General features: G+C 34.6%; 17 protein-coding genes. 4 read left to right on the top strand and 13 right to left on the bottom strand.

Going from position 1 to position 20,889, the window contains the following annotated elements; translation table 11 throughout:
• Positions 1 to 23: 23 nt before the first annotated feature.
• From PKC55_RS13465 to bsh, 6 genes are all read right to left on the bottom strand, one after another.
• A complete protein-coding gene (locus tag PKC55_RS13465) occupies positions 24 to 1,295 on the bottom strand; it encodes an Mfa1 family fimbria major subunit (RefSeq protein ID WP_291126004.1) in 1,272 nt (423 codons plus the stop codon).
• A gap of 242 nt (positions 1,296 to 1,537) precedes the next feature.
• Positions 1,538 to 3,010 carry a DUF3868 domain-containing protein gene (locus PKC55_RS13460; protein ID WP_291126006.1) on the bottom strand — a complete coding sequence of 491 codons (1,473 nt, stop codon included), beginning with the start codon at positions 3,008 to 3,010 and terminating at the stop codon, positions 1,538 to 1,540.
• Positions 3,011 to 3,125: 115 nt separating this feature from the next.
• A complete protein-coding gene (locus PKC55_RS13455; protein ID WP_324373400.1) occupies positions 3,126 to 4,154 on the bottom strand; it encodes a DUF3575 domain-containing protein in 1,029 nt (342 codons plus the stop codon).
• Between the two features lie 71 nt (positions 4,155 to 4,225).
• On the bottom strand, positions 4,226 to 5,239 hold the full coding sequence (locus PKC55_RS13450; RefSeq protein WP_291126010.1) for a FecR family protein: 1,014 nt from the start codon (positions 5,237 to 5,239) through the stop codon (positions 4,226 to 4,228).
• 137 nt (positions 5,240 to 5,376) lie between these two features.
• Positions 5,377 to 5,931, bottom strand: coding sequence for an RNA polymerase sigma-70 factor (locus PKC55_RS13445; protein WP_135104212.1), 555 nt, complete (start codon positions 5,929 to 5,931; stop codon positions 5,377 to 5,379).
• Positions 5,932 to 6,392: 461 nt separating this feature from the next.
• Positions 6,393 to 7,436: a bile salt hydrolase gene (bsh, locus tag PKC55_RS13440; protein WP_291126013.1), complete on the bottom strand. Its 1,044-nt coding sequence runs from the start codon at positions 7,434 to 7,436 to the stop codon at positions 6,393 to 6,395.
• A 431-nt stretch (positions 7,437 to 7,867) separates the two neighbouring features.
• On the opposite strand from bsh, the gene PKC55_RS13435 reads away from it, so the two are divergent.
• From PKC55_RS13435 to PKC55_RS13425, 3 genes are all read left to right on the top strand, one after another.
• The gene (locus tag PKC55_RS13435) at positions 7,868 to 8,608 is read left to right on the top strand and encodes an ABC transporter ATP-binding protein (RefSeq protein WP_135104210.1); all 741 of its coding nucleotides are present in this window, start codon (positions 7,868 to 7,870) and stop codon (positions 8,606 to 8,608) included.
• A gap of 23 nt (positions 8,609 to 8,631) precedes the next feature.
• Positions 8,632 to 9,750 carry an ABC transporter permease gene (locus tag PKC55_RS13430; RefSeq protein WP_291126015.1) on the top strand — a complete coding sequence of 373 codons (1,119 nt, stop codon included), beginning with the start codon at positions 8,632 to 8,634 and terminating at the stop codon, positions 9,748 to 9,750.
• Positions 9,751 to 9,984: 234 nt separating this feature from the next.
• On the top strand, positions 9,985 to 11,295 hold the full coding sequence (locus PKC55_RS13425) for a sigma-54-dependent transcriptional regulator (RefSeq protein WP_291126017.1): 1,311 nt from the start codon (positions 9,985 to 9,987) through the stop codon (positions 11,293 to 11,295).
• On the opposite strand, the gene PKC55_RS13420 is transcribed toward PKC55_RS13425, so the two are convergent.
• Positions 11,292 to 13,670, bottom strand: coding sequence for a hybrid sensor histidine kinase/response regulator (locus tag PKC55_RS13420; protein ID WP_291126019.1), 2,379 nt, complete (start codon positions 13,668 to 13,670; stop codon positions 11,292 to 11,294). The genes PKC55_RS13425 and PKC55_RS13420 overlap by 4 nt on opposite strands.
• A 264-nt stretch (positions 13,671 to 13,934) precedes the next feature.
• Here PKC55_RS13420 and PKC55_RS13415 point away from each other — a divergent pair, with 264 nt between their 5' ends.
• The gene (locus PKC55_RS13415) at positions 13,935 to 14,270 is read left to right on the top strand and encodes a hypothetical protein (RefSeq protein WP_291126020.1); all 336 of its coding nucleotides are present in this window, start codon (positions 13,935 to 13,937) and stop codon (positions 14,268 to 14,270) included.
• Between the two features lie 116 nt (positions 14,271 to 14,386).
• On the opposite strand, the gene PKC55_RS13410 is transcribed toward PKC55_RS13415, so the two are convergent.
• The 6 genes from PKC55_RS13410 to PKC55_RS13385 all read right to left on the bottom strand — a co-directional run bounded on the left by PKC55_RS13410 (position 14,387) and on the right by PKC55_RS13385 (position 20,881).
• Positions 14,387 to 15,004: a peptidase E gene (locus PKC55_RS13410; protein WP_291126022.1), complete on the bottom strand. Its 618-nt coding sequence runs from the start codon at positions 15,002 to 15,004 to the stop codon at positions 14,387 to 14,389.
• A 505-nt stretch (positions 15,005 to 15,509) separates the two neighbouring features.
• Positions 15,510 to 17,141, bottom strand: a complete 1,632-nt coding sequence (locus tag PKC55_RS13405) for an alpha-L-fucosidase (protein WP_324373393.1) — start codon at positions 17,139 to 17,141, stop codon at positions 15,510 to 15,512.
• A 67-nt stretch (positions 17,142 to 17,208) separates the two neighbouring features.
• A complete protein-coding gene (locus PKC55_RS13400) occupies positions 17,209 to 17,595 on the bottom strand; it encodes an L-rhamnose mutarotase (protein ID WP_291127882.1) in 387 nt (128 codons plus the stop codon).
• 48 nt (positions 17,596 to 17,643) lie between these two features.
• The gene (fucP, locus tag PKC55_RS13395; protein ID WP_291127885.1) at positions 17,644 to 18,909 is read right to left on the bottom strand and encodes an L-fucose:H+ symporter permease; all 1,266 of its coding nucleotides are present in this window, start codon (positions 18,907 to 18,909) and stop codon (positions 17,644 to 17,646) included.
• Positions 18,910 to 18,926: 17 nt separating this feature from the next.
• Entirely contained in the window at positions 18,927 to 19,850 is a 924-nt protein-coding gene (locus PKC55_RS13390; RefSeq protein ID WP_291127888.1) for an amidohydrolase family protein, read from the bottom strand.
• 14 nt (positions 19,851 to 19,864) lie between these two features.
• A complete protein-coding gene (locus PKC55_RS13385) occupies positions 19,865 to 20,881 on the bottom strand; it encodes a zinc-binding alcohol dehydrogenase family protein (RefSeq protein ID WP_291127891.1) in 1,017 nt (338 codons plus the stop codon).
• Positions 20,882 to 20,889: the final 8 nt, after the last annotated feature.

Genomic DNA, 20,889 nt, shown 5'->3' with positions numbered 1-20,889 from the left:
ACTATTTTCTTTTAATGTTAGAATTATAAAATTTCACTATTCTGAGTATTTTCTGCCCAAGGCTCAACCACTATATCAACTGTAATGTTAGTTGGTTTAGATATTTCATGACCCGGATTATCGATATTATCTCCACTTTGTCCTAAACCATTTATTGCAGTAATATTTACTTTGTAAAGGTTGTTACGGAAAATATTATAATTATGTGCCGGATTCAAATAGGCCTTGTAAAAACAATATCCGTCTTGATAGGTAATCATAGTTGGAGTAGTCCCATTTATTGTAGCATCATAAGCAGCAGCATCTATTTGATCTATAAAATAATATTTAACACCGGCATTTGATACAACATAGAATGTTTGGGGATTAACCGGAGCCGTTTCACTAACTAATCCGCTAGAACCATTTCCGGCAACACTCAGTTTTACAACTTTAGTTGGTAAAAATTTTGCACGGATAGAAGTGTAGGTAGAATAACCTTCGAGACTCTGAGCAGATATATTTTCCAAAGCATACGATACATTTGCTGTAGTAATGGTTGTACCATTTGCATTTACAGCTTTATAAGTATTTTCTTTATAAAAATCAGCTAGTGTATTGGTCGGACTAAACGTTGAAGCACTAGGAAGTACATAATATAATTTCGTAATGTTACTTAGTGAAAATTGTAAGTCAGATACTGTTCCTCCCAATACATTATATTGCAATCCTGCGCCTTTTTCTACGGCTACCTTTGCTAATAAACGAGATACAGTTGCAGATACTTTGTTTGCTGTAGCAGCATTAGTATCAGTCTCTTCTACAAAAGTAGGATTTGATGCAACTTTACTGAACATAGCAAAACCGTTTGCAGGATTCATTAAATCATTTGCACTTGAAACTTGATATATTGCAGTCAGCCCCCTGCTTGCAACATCTCTTGCTAATTCGTCGGATAAGTTAACACCCACATAGATTTTTTTTGCTCCTACTGTTGTTGCAATTGTCCTGTTAGCTGTGTACTCGTTATCTGTAGACGAGGTAAAGTCTGAACTACTCAAACGTTCACGTTTCTCAAGGACATCGCTATCGTTAAAGATGAATACATCAACTGAAGTCATCATATTTTCATCGGCAGTAGCATTCATATCTGTTGCATAAGTTTTTGGCTGAGCTATCGAAAGAGTAAAAGTTGTAGCTTTACCATTAGGAGTAGGGTTTCCACCCTTACCTATTAAGTCATCATCATTGGAGCAACTTGTGAAACCAGCTATCAGAGCTGAAGTTGCAATTAAATAGTTGAAAAATACTTTCATTTTTAAAATTGTTTTTGAATTAATTATTTATTTATGGATTCTCTCTTTATAAATTATTTATCGAATAAATCTTTTTCAGGTTTCCTGATTCGAGATTATCAATCACTTTAATTTATAGTACAAAACTAGGCATATCAGATGAGGATGATCTTATATATCTCATTATAAAAAAGTTAGAATCAGCATCTAAAAATCTAATGTTTTTATAATGATTATCAATACTCTAATCACACCTCTCATCCTTACTTATTATATCGTTCTAATTTGAGATTATCTTCTCGTTTGATCTGCAACTCCTGTAGATTATGACCTGCTTCTGGAACCCCTCCTGTTAAAGCCCTTCGAAACAAGTCTTCAGCCTGATCCAGATCTCCTTCTTTCAAAAAAATGACACCAAGGTTATTTAATGTGGATGGATTAGAGCCTGCATTTAATAGATTTCTTTTAGCTAGAGACAATTCATTTACTAAGATAAGAGCTGCACCTACATTATTATTTGCCGTTTGATCGCCGGGATAATATTTTGGAATAGTATCGACTAATATCTCTACAAATTCTTTACTCCCTTCACCATAGCTTTGAGCTATTTCATAAAGTTCCAATTGATTGAGTTGTGAGTCTTTTTTTCGAAATAAACTTTTGGACTGATCGAGTGTATAATTTTTAACCGTCACGTTTATATTATATTCAACACGCCTCAATTGAGGAAATAATTCGTCTGACATTTGTTTATAAGGTACTCCATTTGCTAGTTTTCTCAGTTCAAACTCGTATCCATCAGAAGTATCTGCATTATCTATAATATTTATTATCTCATTCTTGTATGTAATATTCGATTGAAGTACCAGCTGTTTAAGCCTATCCCAATCTTCAGTAATATTACTTACCCGAAAGCAGCTTTCCGAAAAACCAAATTTATCTTTCATATAGTTTTTCAAGGATATTGCCCGTGCATATGACAAGCGATCATTAAAGGCATATGAACCTTCAGGAGAAGCATAACCTTCAATAAATAAGCTTTTTATTTTTAAATCAGGATCATTGATAATACCTTTTACCAAAGTATCTATTTTCTCTAACTCCTCCTGATTATGCCTATATTGGGGAAGAATAACAGATTTCCCTCCCTGAAAATCAAGATATGCATCTCCATGTATTGTAAGTATTTTAGATTCATACTTTGGCTCTATATAAGAAACGGAAGGATTTACCTGATAAGGGGTCTGAAATTTTAATTTTACCTTATTGTTCATCAGAAAAGTAAACAAGTGACTTTCATTTCTACACCCTGCAACTTCTTGCTTGATTACAAAATGTGCACTATCCATCCACATCTCATACGGAACTTTAAAATCATAAGTAAGTAATGTATCTGTAAACTGATTGGTAATAATGGTTGTATAGGGAACAATATTTTCAAATTTATCTTTATTTAAAGACCTCCATCTTTCGATTAGATTGTATTTCTTATTTCCGGAAATGAGCATATAGGGAAACTCCATAATTGATTCATTTGAAACTAACTGAGGTGTTAAATACATGGCAGTACAATCACTGACAGCACCTGCACGGATATTTACTTTAAAGTATATATGAAGACTATCATTCTCTTCTTTTACCTCGTTACTTATAAAAATGATTCGTCCTGTATATCCCTTTGCAGAAACATTTAATACAATGATTGTGAATAGTATAAATATTAATATTCGTTTCATATGATTTTACTTAAGCCATTCATTAAAGGCTTTAGATATTTGTTATATTTTATTAGTCAAACATATTTAGAAGTATGTCTGCCAATTTTTATTCTCTCTTGATTGTTACAAACTGTTACTTAATAAAATAAATCACAGATAATGAAGCCTTAGTGGGAGTAAAGAAGTTTTTGCTCTCACTGCCTAAAAACTTTTTACAATTCTTGCAGGCATATCGATCATAATCAGCATGGACATACCCCATTCCAAAATTTCCTTCAAGCGACCAACGTTTAGACATACCCCATTGATATCCGTAACTAAATCCAACACCATATAAGTCTCCCTGCAAACGACTGCTTTTCATATAATCCGAGAATGGAAGCCCAGTCAAATTATAATAAGCATAGACGCCATGCAATCCGAAAAAATGACCACTGAAAGGTTCACATAACCAGTACCGAATTTCAGGCTGTACAAGTATATGTTTCATATTCTTGTTTACATTAAACTCCCATGGATTGTAACTAAAAGAGAGATCGATGCTGTATCTTTCTCCGACTTTGAATTCTGTTCCAAAAGCAATCGAGCTAGTTATATCAAACAACAAGTTACTTTTTACTGCCCATAGAGGAGTCTTCGCTTGAATTGGTCTCCAATCTGTCAGATTATTCAGAATATCAACCATTTTGTTCAAATCCAAAGAATCTTTTGCTGAGGATATCGATTCCAAAGTGACATGCTTGCTCTCTGATGGTAATGAAAGATCAACAGGCATTATTTTTATTTCCTCATTCAACTCTTTGTCCACCTTAACAGATACTAACGGACTTTCTTTAGTATCTTTTACGTGAACAAGATTTTCCTTTTTTTTAGAGGTTTTAGTCGTAGATAAAAAAATAAGATTTTTACGTATAGTATAAGTATAGTCTGTATCTGCTAACAATTTATCTAAAACAGTTTTCAGATCAGCGTCATGCAACCTAATTGTTATCTTACGGTTTGTGTTAAAGTTGGAGTTTACAAAGGCAAAAGAATATTTTGTTTGAGATTCTATCTGAGATAGAACTTCACTCACCGGAATATTTTGTCCTACAACTGTCACGCTACTCTCCTGTGCCGATAGTGCAGGTAATGCATAGAAGCAAAGTAAAAAAAGTATCATTTTGAGCATGTAAAGCCTATATCCATACATAAGTGGATACATTTTGTTATATAGTTGCATTTTTAAGTTGGTTATTCTGTCTTATTATTACTTATATATACCGTATTTTTTTCTATTTTATAGGATAAGCTATTATCCAGACATCTGAATATCTCTATTATCTCAGTTATGTTATCCGATTGGTCTATCGTTAGTGTATAACTTCTATTGAGATCGACATCTTTATCAATTTCTACATCAATATCAAACTCTCGTTTAAGCGTTAAAGCAATTGCTTTTAGTGTTTCATTATTAAATACAATCTTCCCATTCGTCCAATCCGCAATATCTTTAACTACATTTGTATCCAGATCACGTATGATCCCTTCTTTGGTTGTGTTATTTAACACAAACTGCTGATTCGGTTTTAGTTTAAATTCCCTATTATCAATAGTTCGTATAGCAATCGAACCCTTATTTAGTGTTACAACAGTTGATTGGTCATCAGGATATGCCGATACATTAAATTGGGTTCCAAGGACCTTTACATCTAGATATTTTGTGCGTACTATAAATGGCATGTCCTTCTGCCTTGTTACTGATAAATAAGCTTGCCCTTCCAGATTAATAATTCTTGCGCTGTCATTCGAATTTTCATTATATTTAATTTTACTCCCCGGCTTAATCCATATCTGCGAACCGCAAGCGAGCCTCACCTCTTCATGTTTGCCATAAGGAACATCAACTACAACCACCTGTTTATCTTTATCTTTCTGAACATCCTTCGTCAAATTATATATTCCTATCAATAGTAGTAAAGGTAAAACCACTACTGCTACACGAAGCCAATAATAAGGGCGTTGGCTCATTCTTTTCTTTTTGTTAAAGCCTAGTTTTTTTGTAATCTTTTCATATTCTTGTTTAGAAGATAAATCTTCCTGATTATCTAATGAATCCCAGAGCCTATGCATAGCTTTTTGCTTTTCTTCAGAATTTTCAGGATTAACCAGCCATGCATGTATCTTATTTTCCAACTTCTCGGAGTATCTATTCTCAAAGAACCGGCTTATAAGCTTATAATATTGCTTAGTTGGTATATTATCCATTTTCTATTTTTTGTTGAGCTTTACTTTCACGTTCTGTATTAAAAACGATCTAGCCTATATCTACGCACGGTCAAAAAAATAATTTTCTTTCTTTAATTACATAATGTTTTAATAATATGATCATTGTATATCTTTTTTTAAAAGAAAAATGATAGTACATTTCTAATTTTTCTCATTGCTAAGCTCAATTGATTTTCGACTGTTCTTTTACTTATCTCTAGCTGTTCGGCTATCTTATCGTTCGGTATCCCTTGATTTCTGCTCATCTTATATATAGTTCGCTGCTTTTCAGGCATATTTTCTATTTCCATTTCTACCAGCAGCATGGTTTCCTTTGCTATATACTCATCCTCAGCATTTACTAAGTCTAAGGGTAATACTATTCGTTCATTATAAAATGATTCGCGAATCTGTTTGCCTCGGATGTAATCGATCGTTTGGCGATAGGCAATCGTGTATATATATGAATCAAAGCCTTTAATCCCTTTAGAAGTTATCGTAAACGAATCATGATTCTCCCAAACTTTGACAAATACATTCTGAGTTAGTTCTTCTGCAACAGCAACAGACTTTACAAAGCCATTTATGTAATACTTTACTTTCGGAAAATACTTCAGAAATATAGTTTCAAATGCTTTATGGTTCCCTTTATGTAAAGCTTCTAATAATTTGTATGTTATCTGATTCTCCAAAGAATAATTAGATTATTTATAGAAATTAATTGATTTATCATAAATACTCCTCAATAAGAGCAAACGGATAAGACAGTAGCAACGCACGATCTATCAATAAATATTTTACACTTCTTAATGTCCGATTGTCGTTATAAAATAGAATAAGACACCCATGACTTTTTCCAAAGAGAAAAAATCTTTACAGTTATATACCGAAAAATAATATCGGAATATGGTAGCGTAAATACTTTTAGAACAAGTGCGAATCTGATTTACTTAAGAAGATAAGAATATTGCACTTTGTGATAAAGACGGCTCGAGAATAAAACGATGTAACACCGAATCCTAAATTATTATAAAACAGAGCCAAAGTGGGTAGTATATTTATTGGATAAAGACCAAAAATAAGTGTAATAAACTACGTGCAAAATACAAATCGAAAAGTCCATTTCTTCAATGGACTTTTCAATCTTTATTCCTTAATCATTCACACCCAAAAATTTGAACGGCTGTGAAACCTTGAAGTTATTTATTGTATTCCCATTGTAAGTTTCACCATTAGCTAAAGACAATTTAAGGACAGGAGCACCTTTTGATAAATTCATGTCCTGAAGATTTACCCAGAATGTATTCGGAGTCAAACTCGATTCAAAGAAATAAGTCAAATTCTTACTATCCGATACTGTTCTCCATTGTGTTGTAGAAATCTCAGGACTATCAGGAGTAGAAATTCCATAAGGAACAGAAGCGTTACGAATAACACTGAAAATGCTTGCTACCGCTAATTTCTCATCACCTATTTTAGGAAGTGCATCGATATAGAAGCTTGCTCTCGCAAAACGATCGGCAGCACGATTAGTACCCGGAAGGAAAGTCAATCCGCCAATAGACTTCCAATAGTCATTCAAGGCCAATTGTTTATCATAAGTTGGAGAATTGGTCATTACATTATAGTCCTTGCTGTGGTAGATATTGAGCTTTCCATCTATATATTCGAAAATAGCGCTATCGCCTGTAGCATCAGAAATAGCAAGGTGTAATGTTGCCAGTCTCGAACCATCAGGCATCTTATCAGAAACTACTTGAAAAGAATTTTTACCTACAAAAGAAACAGCTTCATCAACCGAAGCAAAGTTGTCGAGCATATATTGCACCCAAGCAGCTATGGTTAGTCCCGGTTTGCTCTTATCCCATGCCGGATATACAGACTCATTCAACCATAACAAATTTGCAACTAAACCCTTCTCATTCATACCATCGGTACTGGCTATTTCAAAAGCAGATGTTACTACACTACCATATTTAGAGGTCCATTTTAAAGAATTGCTTCCAGTTTCCCCACTTCTTTCCATTCCTCTAGGGAAAACCCATATATTACTATGCATTTCAGTTTTCCAGTCCATTGTACGACCTGTTACTACCATTCCATTATCTCCGGTATAAACGACACGTGTACATGCATTTGCTTTCGGTATTGTTACCAAAGATATAAAGCCTACGATAAACAAATAAATTCTTTTCATTTCTTTAATTTTTTAATTGTGATTTAAACTATTTTTGATTTTATAATATTGTTTTCTAATTTTGATACTGCAAAGGTAGATATTGCAACATAAACAAATGAAAAACAATCCATTATAAAAACATTAGAATTAAAGAGTAGGGCTCTAATATTTTTCTAATAATATTCTTTAGATATAAAAATTTGATTATTCATCGTGGCTTCTAAAGCGGTATTGAATATAGCAAATACAACATCTCCAAAATATTCTTACTGAAACATACAATAACAAACTAATGAACAACATACGCCTTTAATTTTAATATGGATATAAAGATGTGTTTAGAGCCATAATCAAAATAGATTACCAGATACCAAAACTTTGTAGTGATAAAATTCGTTATTACTTTTATCACTTAATAATAAATTAGGTAGGGTAAATAAATTAGAATAATGTATCAGATAGAAGTAAAAGACGTATATAAGTCATTTAAGGATGTACATGCCGTTAGAGGTATCTCTTTTGGAATAGAACCCGGTAAATTTGTAGCTTTGCTTGGGCCTAATGGAGCCGGAAAGACAACAATGGTTGAGATGATGGAAGGATTAAAAAAGCCGGACTCGGGAGAAATTCTCTTGCAGGGTAAAAATTGGCATAAGAATGAAAAGGAACTCCGGGCGATAATAGGTCTATCATTGCAAGAGACTCGTTTCTCGGATAAACTGACTGTCTTTGAAACATTATGCTTGTTTGCCAGTTTCTTCCGACTTGGCGAGAAACGAGCAAATGAAATTATCGAACTCACCGGTCTGGAAAGTAAACGAAAATCTATGGTAGGAACACTCTCCGGAGGACAGCGACAACGGCTAGCCTTAGGAGTAGCACTACTAAATACTCCGCAAATTCTTTTTTTGGACGAACCTACTACCGGACTTGACCCACATTCACGACTCGATCTGTGGAATATTCTGAAAGAATTAAAAGACAAAGGTGAAACCACTCTTATCCTGACAACACATTATATGGAAGAAGCTGAATCTCTTTGCGACCATATAATCATTATTGATGAAGGAAAAATATTAAAGGAAGGAAAACTAGAAGAATTGTTGGACGAAAATTCCCGCAACCTCGACGAATTATTTATCAACCTCACAGGAAAAGCTCTTCGAGAGAACGGAAATATTGTACTGTAAATAACACTTATATACTTTCAATTATGTCAATAAAGGAATCAATCAAAACCAATCAACTATATCAACTTTTCAAGACCCAGTTTTTATTAACAATCCGTGAACCGGAAGTTCTTTTTTGGGGTATGATCTTTCCTGTACTCATCTCCATCGGATTGGGTTTGGCTTTTACACAGCAAACGGAATCAAAATTTAATGTTATTCTTGTTGAAAAGAATAAAACAGAATTAGATTCACTCCTCCATATTTATGGAACAAGTGTACAGAGTAAAGAAGGGAACGTCCTAAATTGGAAAATTAGTAACAAAGAACTGGGTAATACCGTATTTAAGTTCTCACAAAGCGACTGGGATTCTGCTATCATTTCATTAAAGAGGGGTGAAGCAGATGTCATTGTAACAGACTCGTTGGGAAAGGCCATCTATCATTTCGACCCGCTCAACACTCAGTCTCAATTAGCATATATGAAACTTTCAGCATTGGTAAAATCACCCGATTCAACCATGAATGCTGAAAACACCAATATAGAACCATTAACATTACTGGGTGTTCGTTATATTGACTTCCTCATACCGGGGCTAATTGCTTTCGGATTGATGAGTTCTATTATGTGGGGAATTAGTTATACAATTATCGAACGAAGATCTCAGAAGCTGTTAAGACGGATGGTTGCGACACCCATGAAGAAATCGAATTTCTTGTTTGCATTGATGTTTGTACGTATTCTCATGAATGTAGTTGAGTCTCTGATTCTTCTGTTTTTCGCATGGCTAATATTCGATATTCATATCCAAGGAAACATCGGAGCGTTGATTGTCTTATTTTTGGCCGGCAATCTTGCGTTTACAGGAATCGCCATCTTAGTTGCATCCCGCACTACTAAAACGGAGGTGGGTACAGGATGGATTAATGCAGTACAAATGCCAATGATGTTACTATCGGGTATCTTCTTTAGTTACCATAATTTCCCTGAATGGAGCATCAGTACTATTAAGTTACTTCCGCTAACGGCACTAACAGATGGAATACGTAGTATTTTTAATGAGGGAGCAGGATGGATGGAAGTGATTTATCCTACTTGTACTCTATCGGCTCTTGGAATTATCTGTTTCGTTATAGGTATGAAACTATTTAAATGGAATTGATTTAGGTTACCCATTATCAATATCATTTACAAAAAACATATGATTATTATTAATCAAACAATATAGTTGAGGGGAGATTAATCCCCTTCAGTTATATGTTGTTTTATACAACTTTGATTAGTAAGTTGATCTAATAGCATTTTATTTATTAGTGTTAATTATGAATAAAAGCTTTTCGTCTGAGAAGAAAAACAAATAATTTTGAGATAATATTTCTCTAACTGATAATGAATAATGGCTTCCAAAGTTTTAATTATTGAAGATGACAATACATTCGGAATTGTCCTAAAAAAATGGTTTAATAAAAATGGATTCGATCCTTTGGTTAGATCGACTGTAGACGAAGCTAAAAAAGATTTATTAAAAGTTGATTTCTCGTTAATTATCACAGATCTAAGACTTCCTGATGGAGATGGTATAATGTTACTGACTTGGATTAGAGAAAAGAAAATAAATACACCTGTTATCATTATGACCAGCTATGGGGAAGTGCAAAGCGCAGTCTCGGCTATTAAACTAGGAGCTTTTGATTATATGGAAAAGCCCATAAACCCGGAAGTTCTAAAATCAAAAATAGAAGAGGCTCTAAATCATACTCCTATTCGAACATCAAAAGAAACACCTTCTACTACACGTATCGTTTATGGTACCAGTGTTTTATCCAAACAGATGTATGAGCATATACAACTCGTAGCACCTACACATTTGTCTGTACTTATAAGAGGAGAAAGCGGCACCGGAAAGGAATATACGGCTAAAATGATACATGATTACAGTCAAAGAAAACAAGCTCAGTTTATAGCTGTGGATTGTGGTAGCTTATCAAAAGAATTAGCCCCAAGTGAATTGTTCGGACATCTTAAAGGATCATTTACCTCTGCTATTGCAGATAAGAAGGGCGTATTTGAGCAAGCAGAGGGAGGTACTGTTTTTCTTGATGAAGTCGGAAACTTGTCATATGAGGTTCAGGTTCAGTTATTAAGAGCCATACAGGAGCGAAAAATACGCCCGGTGGGTTCTGCCACAGACATAAAAGTAGATGTAAGAATGATAGTTGCAACGAATGAAAATTTGGAAATAGCTATCACCGAAGGACGTTTCCGAGAAGATCTGTACCATAGATTAAATGAATTTACACTCATAGTTCCACCCTTGCGCGAGCGAAAAGATGATATTGTTCTTTTTGCAAATAGCTTCTTAACTGATGCCAATAAAGAATTGGAACGAAAAGTGGAGCGATTTTCGGAAGAGTGTATGTCGATACTAAAAGAATACCACTGGCCCGGAAATCTGCGAGAATTAAGAAATGTAATACGTAGAACAGTATTGTTTACGAAAGGAACAGAAATTACGCCAGACCTTTTACCTGAGTTTATCCAAATCCCGAAGCAAACAGAGCAAATCTTATTACCAATAGATGAACGGGAGCAAATTATCAAAGCCTTAAAAATAACAAAGGGAAATAAAACGAAAGCAGCTAACCTACTCAATATTGATAGAAAAACCCTTTACAATAAAATGCATCAATATGGTATGGAAATTTAATGAGAATCCAAATAATTTTGAACATCGGTTATTATTTGCTCGACATATTCGATAAGTTCAAAGACGTCGCTCTCCCACTCCGGATACATTACAGCAGCATCTAAACGATGTGCATCTAGTTTCTTCAATACATCTAATTTATCAACAGCCCCAAGTTGTATAAACATTGGCTGCATTTTATGACCTATAAGTTGAGCCGTATTAAAATCACTCTCAAGGAGAGCCTGCTTAAGCCTACTCACGTTTTCGAATGTAGATTGAACAAAAGATATCAGAACCTCATGTAAAGCTTCGGTATCTTCTTCCAGAATTTTATTAAGTGAACTAAAACCTATCACCCTTTCATCTTTTATTTGCCCTCCAAATAATAATTTTAGATCACTTATTGACACAGGCTTTTTAATATAGGCTTTAAAGCCCATTCTTATAAAGTCATCATAATCGACATCTTCTCGGGCTGTGACTATTGTAATCGGTACATTTATTCGACTGTATTTTATCCTATTTAAAACATCAATACCACTAAAAGTCTCGATTTCCATATCTGTCAAGATCTCATCATATTGACCAATCTCAGCTACTATCGCGTCAAATTCATCTATATTATTACAAGTAGATGGTATATGACCTAGTCTTAACAACATATTACGAATAATAATCAGATAAGGCATATCGTCGTCTACCACTAATATTCTCTTAGGAATGAAACTATCCTTTACAAAGACCTCGCTTACAGGAATAGATATTTCAGTTCTCGTGCCTTTCCCTTCCTGAGAAGAAACTTTTATACTCCCTCTTAGTAAATCGACTAACCCCTTAACCACGTACAGCCCAAAGCCTGAACCTTCAGATAAATGAGAATTTTGATCTATCCGGCTAAATGGTAGAAATATATCTTTTATCTGATTTTCAGGAATACCTACGCCCGTATCTTCTATAATGCAATATAATATGGAATTAGAATATTTCACATCAAATTGAACGGAGCCTTCAGATGTATACTTAATCGAATTAGATAAGATATTTATTAGTATCTGTTTGATTTTTAAAGAATCAGATGATAATATCAAATTCTCATCGAATTCAAATGTATAAGACAATTTTAGCTTCTTCTTATTGGCTAATGGTGTAAACATCTCGACTGTCTGCAGATACAGGTCACGCAAATTAAATATACGATTCGATATATTCGAGGTACCTTGCTCAATGCTCGAAAATTCTAATAAATTACCTAAAAGTGCAAGAATATATTGTCCCGAATCCTTCATTGTGCGAATCTCATCAGAAAGGAAATCATTCTTTGTTTCTTTTAATTCTAAGGTTCCGAGTATAGAATTAAGAGGCGTTTTGATATCATGAGAAATAGACAGTAATAACTTATGACGGCTATCCATAATTTGCTTGATTCTTCGGTTTGCCTGCTCTAAATTCTTTCGCAACCTATAACTTTTATTTACATCACTTATTATAAGCAATATGAATATAAAAATCAGGATAAGAGAAACAATGCTGCTTATAATAGAGTAAGTATTATTATCACGTATAAGTTGTTCGCTTTTCTGAATCTCATCAAGTCTTGTCTGTACAGTCTGGTTATACAGACCAATAAGTAATGTTGTAATCTCAGAAGAAATTTCTTGGTCTGCCACAATTAGATTACTTAAATTGCTTTCGATTGATATAATTCGTTTTACATAATCGTCTTTAGCTTGTTCGGCTATTTCTGTGACTTCTGATACTATATGGAGTGTATCATTCTTGGGCATGGTCAATGTATCCAATTTGGCTGTAGTAATAGAAGTTACAGTATCTGATCCTTTTGATGATGAAAATAATTCACCCAGTTTTTTCCAAAAACCTTTTTTAGAGCCCGAATAGATTATAGTATCTTGTATGGTAGCAGTAACTAAAACAGTATCTTTTCTGATAACAGGATCAATTTCTTTTAATACTTCATTTATTGACTCGATTGGATTTTTATTGCTAAACTGCTTATTCAAATTTGATACAATTACTCCTTTCTTTACCAAAAGATTATTGATCTGCTGTAGTTTCTCATTGTGTAGTGGATTTATATGACTTAGAGAATCCATTAAACATTCAACAATATTTAATCTTTCATTAAAGAGTTTATAATGCTTTACTTGTTTCGAAGATACATAAAGGTTTACTTCCAATTGTGATGCGTTTACAGAATCAATCAGCTTGTTTACAAGTGACAACTCCTTATAATACTGCAAAACCCTTCTTTTTTGATCATCGATATCGTCTCTAAGTTTATATATATAAATGAGCATTCCGCAACAAATAAGAGCTACGATTAAATATATCAGTACAGCTTTGAATCTTATATTTTTCTCGGGAGTTTCTACCATTACTTAGTCTTTTCTATATATAAAACGAACAATTAATGATTCTATTTAGTTTTCCACAACTTAGATTGTAGAAATTTTCCACAATTCTACAGTTCGATTATTCTTCTTTATTAAAATAAAATTGAAATAAAAATCTAATAATAAACACATTACACAAACAAAAGACATTTCTATTTCTTTTGGCATAGCTATTGCAAACTATATAGTGTAAGTGAAGATTACACATTTATACCTAAATTAATAGTAATTTAAAAATTAGAAGACATGAAAACAATGAAATTTATGATGTTAGCCATTGCGATAGTTTTTGGAACATCAACTTTTGCAAATGTACAAAGTTTCTCTAGTGAAAATAATGCAGTTGTTGCTATCAATCAAACAAACGATGATGGATATGTAGACGTGAAGTTTGAAGACTTGAATGAAAAAGTACAAGCTGCGATACAAGGATACACTGAATCTTATAATGTTACAGCTCTTGCCTACAATGCAGATAAGAAACTTACTAAAGTAACCCTATCTTCAAAATCAGAAGAAAGCCTTAAAGTTGTTATCTTGGATGACGAAGGTAAGGAATACGTAGAAGCTACTGCTAAATAAATCAGCCCCAACCTACATCTGATATTTTTAGTAAATAATAGGAAATACTTTCGGTATTTCCTATTATTTTTTCATATAAGCACAGGGCAAAAACAGCCCCTATAAATGCATATAAATTATTTACCAACAACCCGAATATTATCTTTTTCTACTAAAATAACTTGAGAGTTATTAATCGGATATAAATTTATTTTTGATTCATATTTAGCTATTATTTTCTCCACTGCTTTAGCAAACGGAAAGTTTGTATGGTGAGGCACCGGATAAAAATCAATTATATTCAAAGCTTCGAATGTATTTAGACCTGATGCCATCTTACAATCATCCATATCCTTAACATATTCAATATTTGGAGACACAATCATTGCTCCTGCGGATTCGCCAATATACAATTTTCCCGAATTAATTTCATCTATAATTATCTTATCTGCTCCTGTTCTCTTTAACTCTTGAAGTAAAAAGAATGTATTTCCTCCCGACACGTAGATATAATCATTTTTTTTCAACTTGTTCAGTATATCCTTACTAGTAGCTTTTGTTAACTCTAACTCGTCTACTACTAAACCCATATTTTCGAATGCTTTACGTGCTGATCCAACGTAAAACTTTACCTTTTCATTAATACTCGCAGTTGGGATGAAAGTTACGGTTTTCCCTTTTATGTCTTCTTTTGCAAAATCTATCAATAAAGATGCTACATCTTTGAAAGAAGAGGACAGAAATAATTTTCTCATTTAATTTTATTTATTCGTATACAATCATTCAAATAACAATTAAGAGCAAAAATAAATATATTTAGTGACAACTGTATGTCATCAATATCACCAATCTTACACTTAACACTGTTGCATCTTCGTCTATTTTTGATTGTGGTTTTAACATAGAGATATTTTAGTATGTACTAAATTCCATCAACTTCTTTCCATGTAAATACAACTCCATCTTTACGATTCGAAGTTACACCACCAAAAATCAGCGGAATAAGGCTCTCCTGTTTCATAATCAAAACCCACATTATTCAACATACATTGATTATAAAACATGGCTTGCCACATAAAAAGGCTTCCTATATTCTCTTCCTTAAGTGAGTCTGCATAATCATTATCAACACAAGGGCAATAAGCATTATATACCTGTTTTGTTTTAGAAGAACATCTGCAAATATTTTTATTTTATATATTTTCTGTTAGTTTATGAATAACTTTATAGTCAACTTTCTTAGAACGGAAAATATTTTTCTTAAATAATTTTCAATAAGATAGATATGGCCTTTTTATCTGAATTTTCAGGTAATTCAACAACCAAGCCTTCTTTTGTTCTGGAATATTTTATTTTCCCATCATTACCCACCATTTGTATATTATGAATCGTTTTAGGGTACAAACTATTCCCATCAGACAGGGACTTTATTACAACTTTGCCATTCTCAGGCCATGCCAGCACATGCGCATACAGAACATCTCCTTTAGTCACAAAACGGATATCTTCTGATGTGTAAGGTTGGTGTTTTCCTTCATTAAATCCCTGAGCTTGTATAGGGTTAGGTGCCTCGGCAACTGGCCCTTCTCCAAATACCTTCCATGGGCGAGTCCCATATACACCGTCACTATTTACAGCCATCCACGCTGCAATATCTTCCAGTATTTTCAACTCTTTATCATCTATTGTGCCATTTCCTCTCTGGGGAATACTTAACAATAAGTTCCCGTTTTTACTTATAATATCAATTAGCATATGTATCACCGTCTTGGCCGATTTATAATTGTCATTTTCATAAATAGATCGATCATAATGCCAAACTCCGAGGCAGGTACATGTTTGCCATGGTTTTTCTTGAATCTTATCCGGGATACCCTTCTCCACATCCCAAACCAAAGCGTTTTTTTGTTCATCGGTCAATATTTTAGCAAATGCAACGGCTTCATTTTTTCCTTTATTATATTTTAAGCTTTTGTTATAGAAGTGCGATAAAATCTTTAGCCCCACATCACTTATCGGCCATAGTGGCAAGCTTGTGTCGTCATAGTAAATCAGATCGGGGTTGTACTTGTTTATGACATCAATATTTCTGTCAAGGAAGTTCTGGCAATATTCATCTGAAGGAACTGATGCTCCATTCCCCCACGCCCATTGACTGTGGATTTTCCAGTTATCTTCACTTTCTTTACTCAATGCATGGTTTTGTACATATAACTCCTGAGGATCGTAACCTTCCCACCATTTTCCTTTTCCATCTTTTTTTGTTAATTTCCCATCATACGGTATACCGACTTTGGTACCTTCTTTATCGGCTCTTTGCGCCGTTTCATACCATGTCCACGCATGAGCAGAATGGATACTGATTCCAAAATACAGATTATGCTTTCTGGCTGCTTTTTCCCATGCACTGACAATATCTTTCCGAGGACCCATGTTTACTGAGTTCCATTTCTGGTATTTGCTTTCCCAGAGATCAAAGTTATCATGATGGTTTCCGAGTGTAAAGAAATAACGCGCTCCTGCCCGATAATATAAATCCATCAGTTGGTCAGGATTCCATTTATCGGCTTTCCATAAATTGATTACATCTTTGAATCCAAATTCTGAAGGATGTCCATAGTTTTCAACATGCCATTTATATTTATGAGTTCCTTCCATATACATATCTCTGGCATACCAGTCACCCTGTTCCGGTTGGCATTGAGGTCCCCAATGTGCCCAAATTCCAAATTTTGCATCACGAAACCAATCCGGAGCCTGCTTATATTGAGAAAGCGACTGCCAAGTGGGGCTATATTTCCCTTCCAACAACGTTTCATGCTTTGTCGCCGAACAAGACATCAGTACGATACTAAGCCAAATGTAAGCTAATCTTTGAATTTTTTTTTTCATTCGGTATTATATATTTAGTTATTACTTTCTATTATTTTTTGTATTTTTCAACGTAGTAACGGGGAAACTAAGGCAGCTGAAAAATTCGCTCCATTCTTTGCCATTTTTCAGATGATGACGCTTTCGAATCCGCATCTTGAAACATAGCCATATATTCCTCCCACTTGATTTGTATGGGCATTTCTGATAATTTCTCAAAAGATTTTTCCCAATCGAAGTCTAAGGCAGTTTCCACAACCATAACTAGATGTTGATTGTATATAAATATTTCCATCTCAAGAACTCCTATTTCACGGATACCTGCTCCAACTTCGTCCCAATAGAATCCCTTTTGATGACGCTGCCTATACATTTCTATCAGATTGGCATCATTTTTTAGATCTAAAGTCTGATAATAACGTTTAGTAGGAAAATCATATCTTTTTGAAGTATACCCAAATTCCTTTTTTTCCATCTTGCTTAATTTAAATCACCTAGTATTAAAAAACTATTATTTATCTCTTCAATTTATAATCTTATACCCCTTCCAGCCATAATAGGCACATACAATAAAGCATACAAGAGGAATTACATAAGCTATGTGGTACAAGCGTTCGTTCAAGTCCATTAAATGTCCTGTTAATGGAGGTAGCACAACATTGCCGACAATAGCCATAACAAGGAAAGCCGAACCACTCTTTGTTTTACTCCCTAATCCCTCCAGAGCAAGAGAAAATTGAGTAGGGTACATGATCGACATAAAGAATGATACCCCAAGCATCGCATATATACCTGTCATACCTCCAAACATCATAATTACAGCACATAACATAATATTAACAAGAGCATATATAACCAACATACTCTGAGGCTTGAATTTTACCATCAACATTGTTCCGATCCAGCGTCCCAACAAAAATGCCAGCATATAGAAACCGAAATATGTAGTAGCTGTACTTTCCGAAAGTCCTACATATTTGCAACAATAAATAAGGAACATAGCATTCAGGGCAGTCTGTCCACCATTGTAAAAGAATTGGGCTATAACACCCCAGCGCAAGTGAGAACGCTTCAGCACACCAAAATCAATCAGCTTTTCGCCTTTAATATCTCCCTCATCATGGTCACCCTCTTTAATTTTTGGTAAATGAGAAAATATAAAGATAATCGCAATCACAATTAAAATACCTGCGAGAATTAAGTATGGTAGCTTCATCGCATCTGTTTCGAGTTGTACAAAACCTTCCCATCCACCAGGATAATCGGTAGGGATAGTTTCTCTACTATAGTCATTGCCGCTCAATACCAGTTTACTAAGGAACATGGCTGCAATGAATGCTCCCAACCCATTAAATGACTGGGCAAGATTGAGCCTGCGAGGAGCTGTTTCGGCACTTCCTAAAACAGTTACGTAAGGATTGGCTGCTGTTTCGAGAAAACACATACCTGTTGCAATAATAAAGAAGATAGCCAGATAAGCCCAGTATTGTTGTATAGATGCTGCCGGAAAAAACAATAATCCTCCTGTAGCAGCAATCAACAGTCCAACAATAATTCCGGCTTTGTAACTAAAGCGTTTCATAAACATTGCTATTGGTATAGGGAATATAAAATAAGCCATCCAATAAGAAGCCTCAGTCAGAGATGCTTCGAATGCAGAGAGCTCAAAGGTTTTCATCAGCTGCCTTATCATTGTAGGCAATAGATTACTGCTTATAGCCCATATAAAAAACAAGCTGAATATAAGAGCTAGAGTTATGGTATATTTGTTTTTGTTATTTGTTTTCATGGTATATAAGTTATTATCTATTCTGACATATTTTTAATATAAGGGAGGTCAATCAAGTTCTTAAATCGGTAAAACTTTTCTGCATTAAATCCAAGAAACCGCGCTTTATTTTCCTCTTCTATTTCTTTAGACTTTAAAATAAAATCATATGACATTCGGTATGTAATAGCTGTAATAGTACGGGGATAATCAGATCCCCACATTAATTTATCCATCCCCACCAGATCTGCAGCTTCCTTTATGGCTTTTACCGCTCCTTTAAATGGGTAAAATTCATCATTAAACAACCATGTGATTCCCCCTGATTCGATCATTACATTTTTATTTTGTGCTAATTTTATTTGTTCCTGCCACTTAGGTCGGGTTACCATAGCAAAATGTCCGATCGCGATTCTCAGATTGGGGTATTCTGAAATAATTTCTTTCATTTCTCCAACTTGCGCATCTCCATCGGCGAGGTCTATGGATAACAGTATGTCATTCGTTTCCATAAACTTGAATATTTCCATTAAAGGTTCGGAAGTGAGATACAATCTTTCTTCGGATGAAATAAAACGCTGTGCCGGTATTTTTAACGCTTTAAAACCGCTATCAATTAGTTCTTTTGCATGTGTTAAATAATTCGGCTGCCTTACATCAAACATACCACAACAAAGAAAACGGTTCGGGTATTTTTTCTGTACTTCCCATAAATAAGTATTTTGTAGCCCATCTATATATTCCTGAGTAATAACAGCTGCGGACACTTGTGCATAATCCATATTAGAAAGAAATACCTCGGCTGTGTTTCTTCCATCAGTGATAAAAGGAGGAAGCATCTGGCGTAATTCTCCCATAAATATGGACTTCCCATTATCGAGTGTTTTTATTTTCTGTCCGTTTATTTCCGTATCTTGCTTAAGCCAAAGGTGGGCATGTGCATCGATTATCTTGTATTCCATACATGTATAATTTTTTAGAACTCAATGAGTACTCTGAACACTTTACCCGGATCTTCTACCCAATGTTCCAGTGCCTGCTGTGCTTGTTCGGGTCGATATATACCACTAATCAGTTCATCGACAGGGCAGATTCCGCGTTTCATATATTCCATTACAGCCCGGAAATCTTCAGGCATAGCATTCCGTGACCCTCTAATGTCTATTTCCTTTTGAACAAAATATTTAGTATGGAAGGCTATTTCCGTTTTAGCATAACCTATGCAAACTACTCGTCCGGTAAATGCAACCTCGTTTATTGCTGTCTGATAAGTAATAGGAACACCTACGGCTTCAATCACAACATCGGGGCCGGTATTATTTGTTATTTCCTGTAAGCGATTATGTACATCTTCTGTTTTGGAATTGATAGTGTAAACTGCACCCAATTGTTTTGCCAGACTCAATTTATTATCATCCATATCCATTGCGACGACTCTGGCTCCACGTATTGCTGCGCGGACAATAGCGCCAATACCAATCATTCCACAGCCTATAACCAATACAATATCCAGATCGGTTACTTGTGCACGCGAAACGGCATGGAAACCAACGCTCATCGGTTCTACCAAGGCAAAATTTTTATAGGTGATATCTTTATCAACGATCACTTTTTGCCAAGGTACAGCAATATATTCGCACATAGCGCCGTCACGCTGAACACCCAATGTCTGGTTAAACTGGCAAGCATTAGGCCGTCCGTTACGGCAAGAGGAACAATATCCACAATTGGTATAAGGGTTTACTGTGCACGCCATACCCCGTTGTATATTCTCCGGTACGCCTTCTGCTATGGCTTCTACAATAGCTCCTATTTCATGACCGGGTATTACCGGTAGTTTGACCATTGGGTTTTTACCCAAAAATGTATTCAGATCGGAACCGCAGAATCCTACATATTTTATCTTGACTAGTACTTCCCCTTGTTTAAGAATTGGTTTTTCCCGTTCAACAATCGCGAGTTTATTCTCTTCTAATATCGTAATAGCTTTCATCTTACATT

The organism is Dysgonomonas sp. (assembly GCF_035323175.1).
Lineage (GTDB): Bacteria > Bacteroidota > Bacteroidia > Bacteroidales > Dysgonomonadaceae > Dysgonomonas.
This window is presented reverse-complemented; position numbering and strand designations above follow the sequence as displayed.

Excerpts from the sequence above, each read along its gene's own strand:
- fucP (WP_291127885.1), bottom strand. The coding sequence starts at position 18,909 with ATGAAAACAAATAACAAAAACAAATATACCATAACTCTAGCTCTTATA.
- PKC55_RS13455 (WP_324373400.1), bottom strand. The coding sequence starts at position 4,154 with ATGATACTTTTTTTACTTTGCTTCTATGCATTACCTGCACTATCGGCA.
- PKC55_RS13390 (WP_291127888.1), bottom strand. The coding sequence starts at position 19,850 with ATGGAATACAAGATAATCGATGCACATGCCCACCTTTGGCTTAAGCAA.
- PKC55_RS13435 (WP_135104210.1), top strand. The coding sequence starts at position 7,868 with ATGTATCAGATAGAAGTAAAAGACGTATATAAGTCATTTAAGGATGTA.
- PKC55_RS13430 (WP_291126015.1), top strand. The coding sequence starts at position 8,632 with ATGTCAATAAAGGAATCAATCAAAACCAATCAACTATATCAACTTTTC.
- PKC55_RS13410 (WP_291126022.1), bottom strand. The coding sequence starts at position 15,004 with ATGAGAAAATTATTTCTGTCCTCTTCTTTCAAAGATGTAGCATCTTTA.
- PKC55_RS13400 (WP_291127882.1), bottom strand. The coding sequence starts at position 17,595 with ATGGAAAAAAAGGAATTTGGGTATACTTCAAAAAGATATGATTTTCCT.
- PKC55_RS13420 (WP_291126019.1), bottom strand. The coding sequence starts at position 13,670 with ATGGTAGAAACTCCCGAGAAAAATATAAGATTCAAAGCTGTACTGATA.
- PKC55_RS13450 (WP_291126010.1), bottom strand. The coding sequence starts at position 5,239 with ATGGATAATATACCAACTAAGCAATATTATAAGCTTATAAGCCGGTTC.
- bsh (WP_291126013.1), bottom strand. The coding sequence starts at position 7,436 with ATGAAAAGAATTTATTTGTTTATCGTAGGCTTTATATCTTTGGTAACA.
- PKC55_RS13405 (WP_324373393.1), bottom strand. The coding sequence starts at position 17,141 with ATGAAAAAAAAAATTCAAAGATTAGCTTACATTTGGCTTAGTATCGTA.
- PKC55_RS13465 (WP_291126004.1), bottom strand. The coding sequence starts at position 1,295 with ATGAAAGTATTTTTCAACTATTTAATTGCAACTTCAGCTCTGATAGCT.
- PKC55_RS13460 (WP_291126006.1), bottom strand. The coding sequence starts at position 3,010 with ATGAAACGAATATTAATATTTATACTATTCACAATCATTGTATTAAAT.
- PKC55_RS13415 (WP_291126020.1), top strand. The coding sequence starts at position 13,935 with ATGAAAACAATGAAATTTATGATGTTAGCCATTGCGATAGTTTTTGGA.
- PKC55_RS13385 (WP_291127891.1), bottom strand. The coding sequence starts at position 20,881 with ATGAAAGCTATTACGATATTAGAAGAGAATAAACTCGCGATTGTTGAA.
- PKC55_RS13425 (WP_291126017.1), top strand. The coding sequence starts at position 9,985 with ATGGCTTCCAAAGTTTTAATTATTGAAGATGACAATACATTCGGAATT.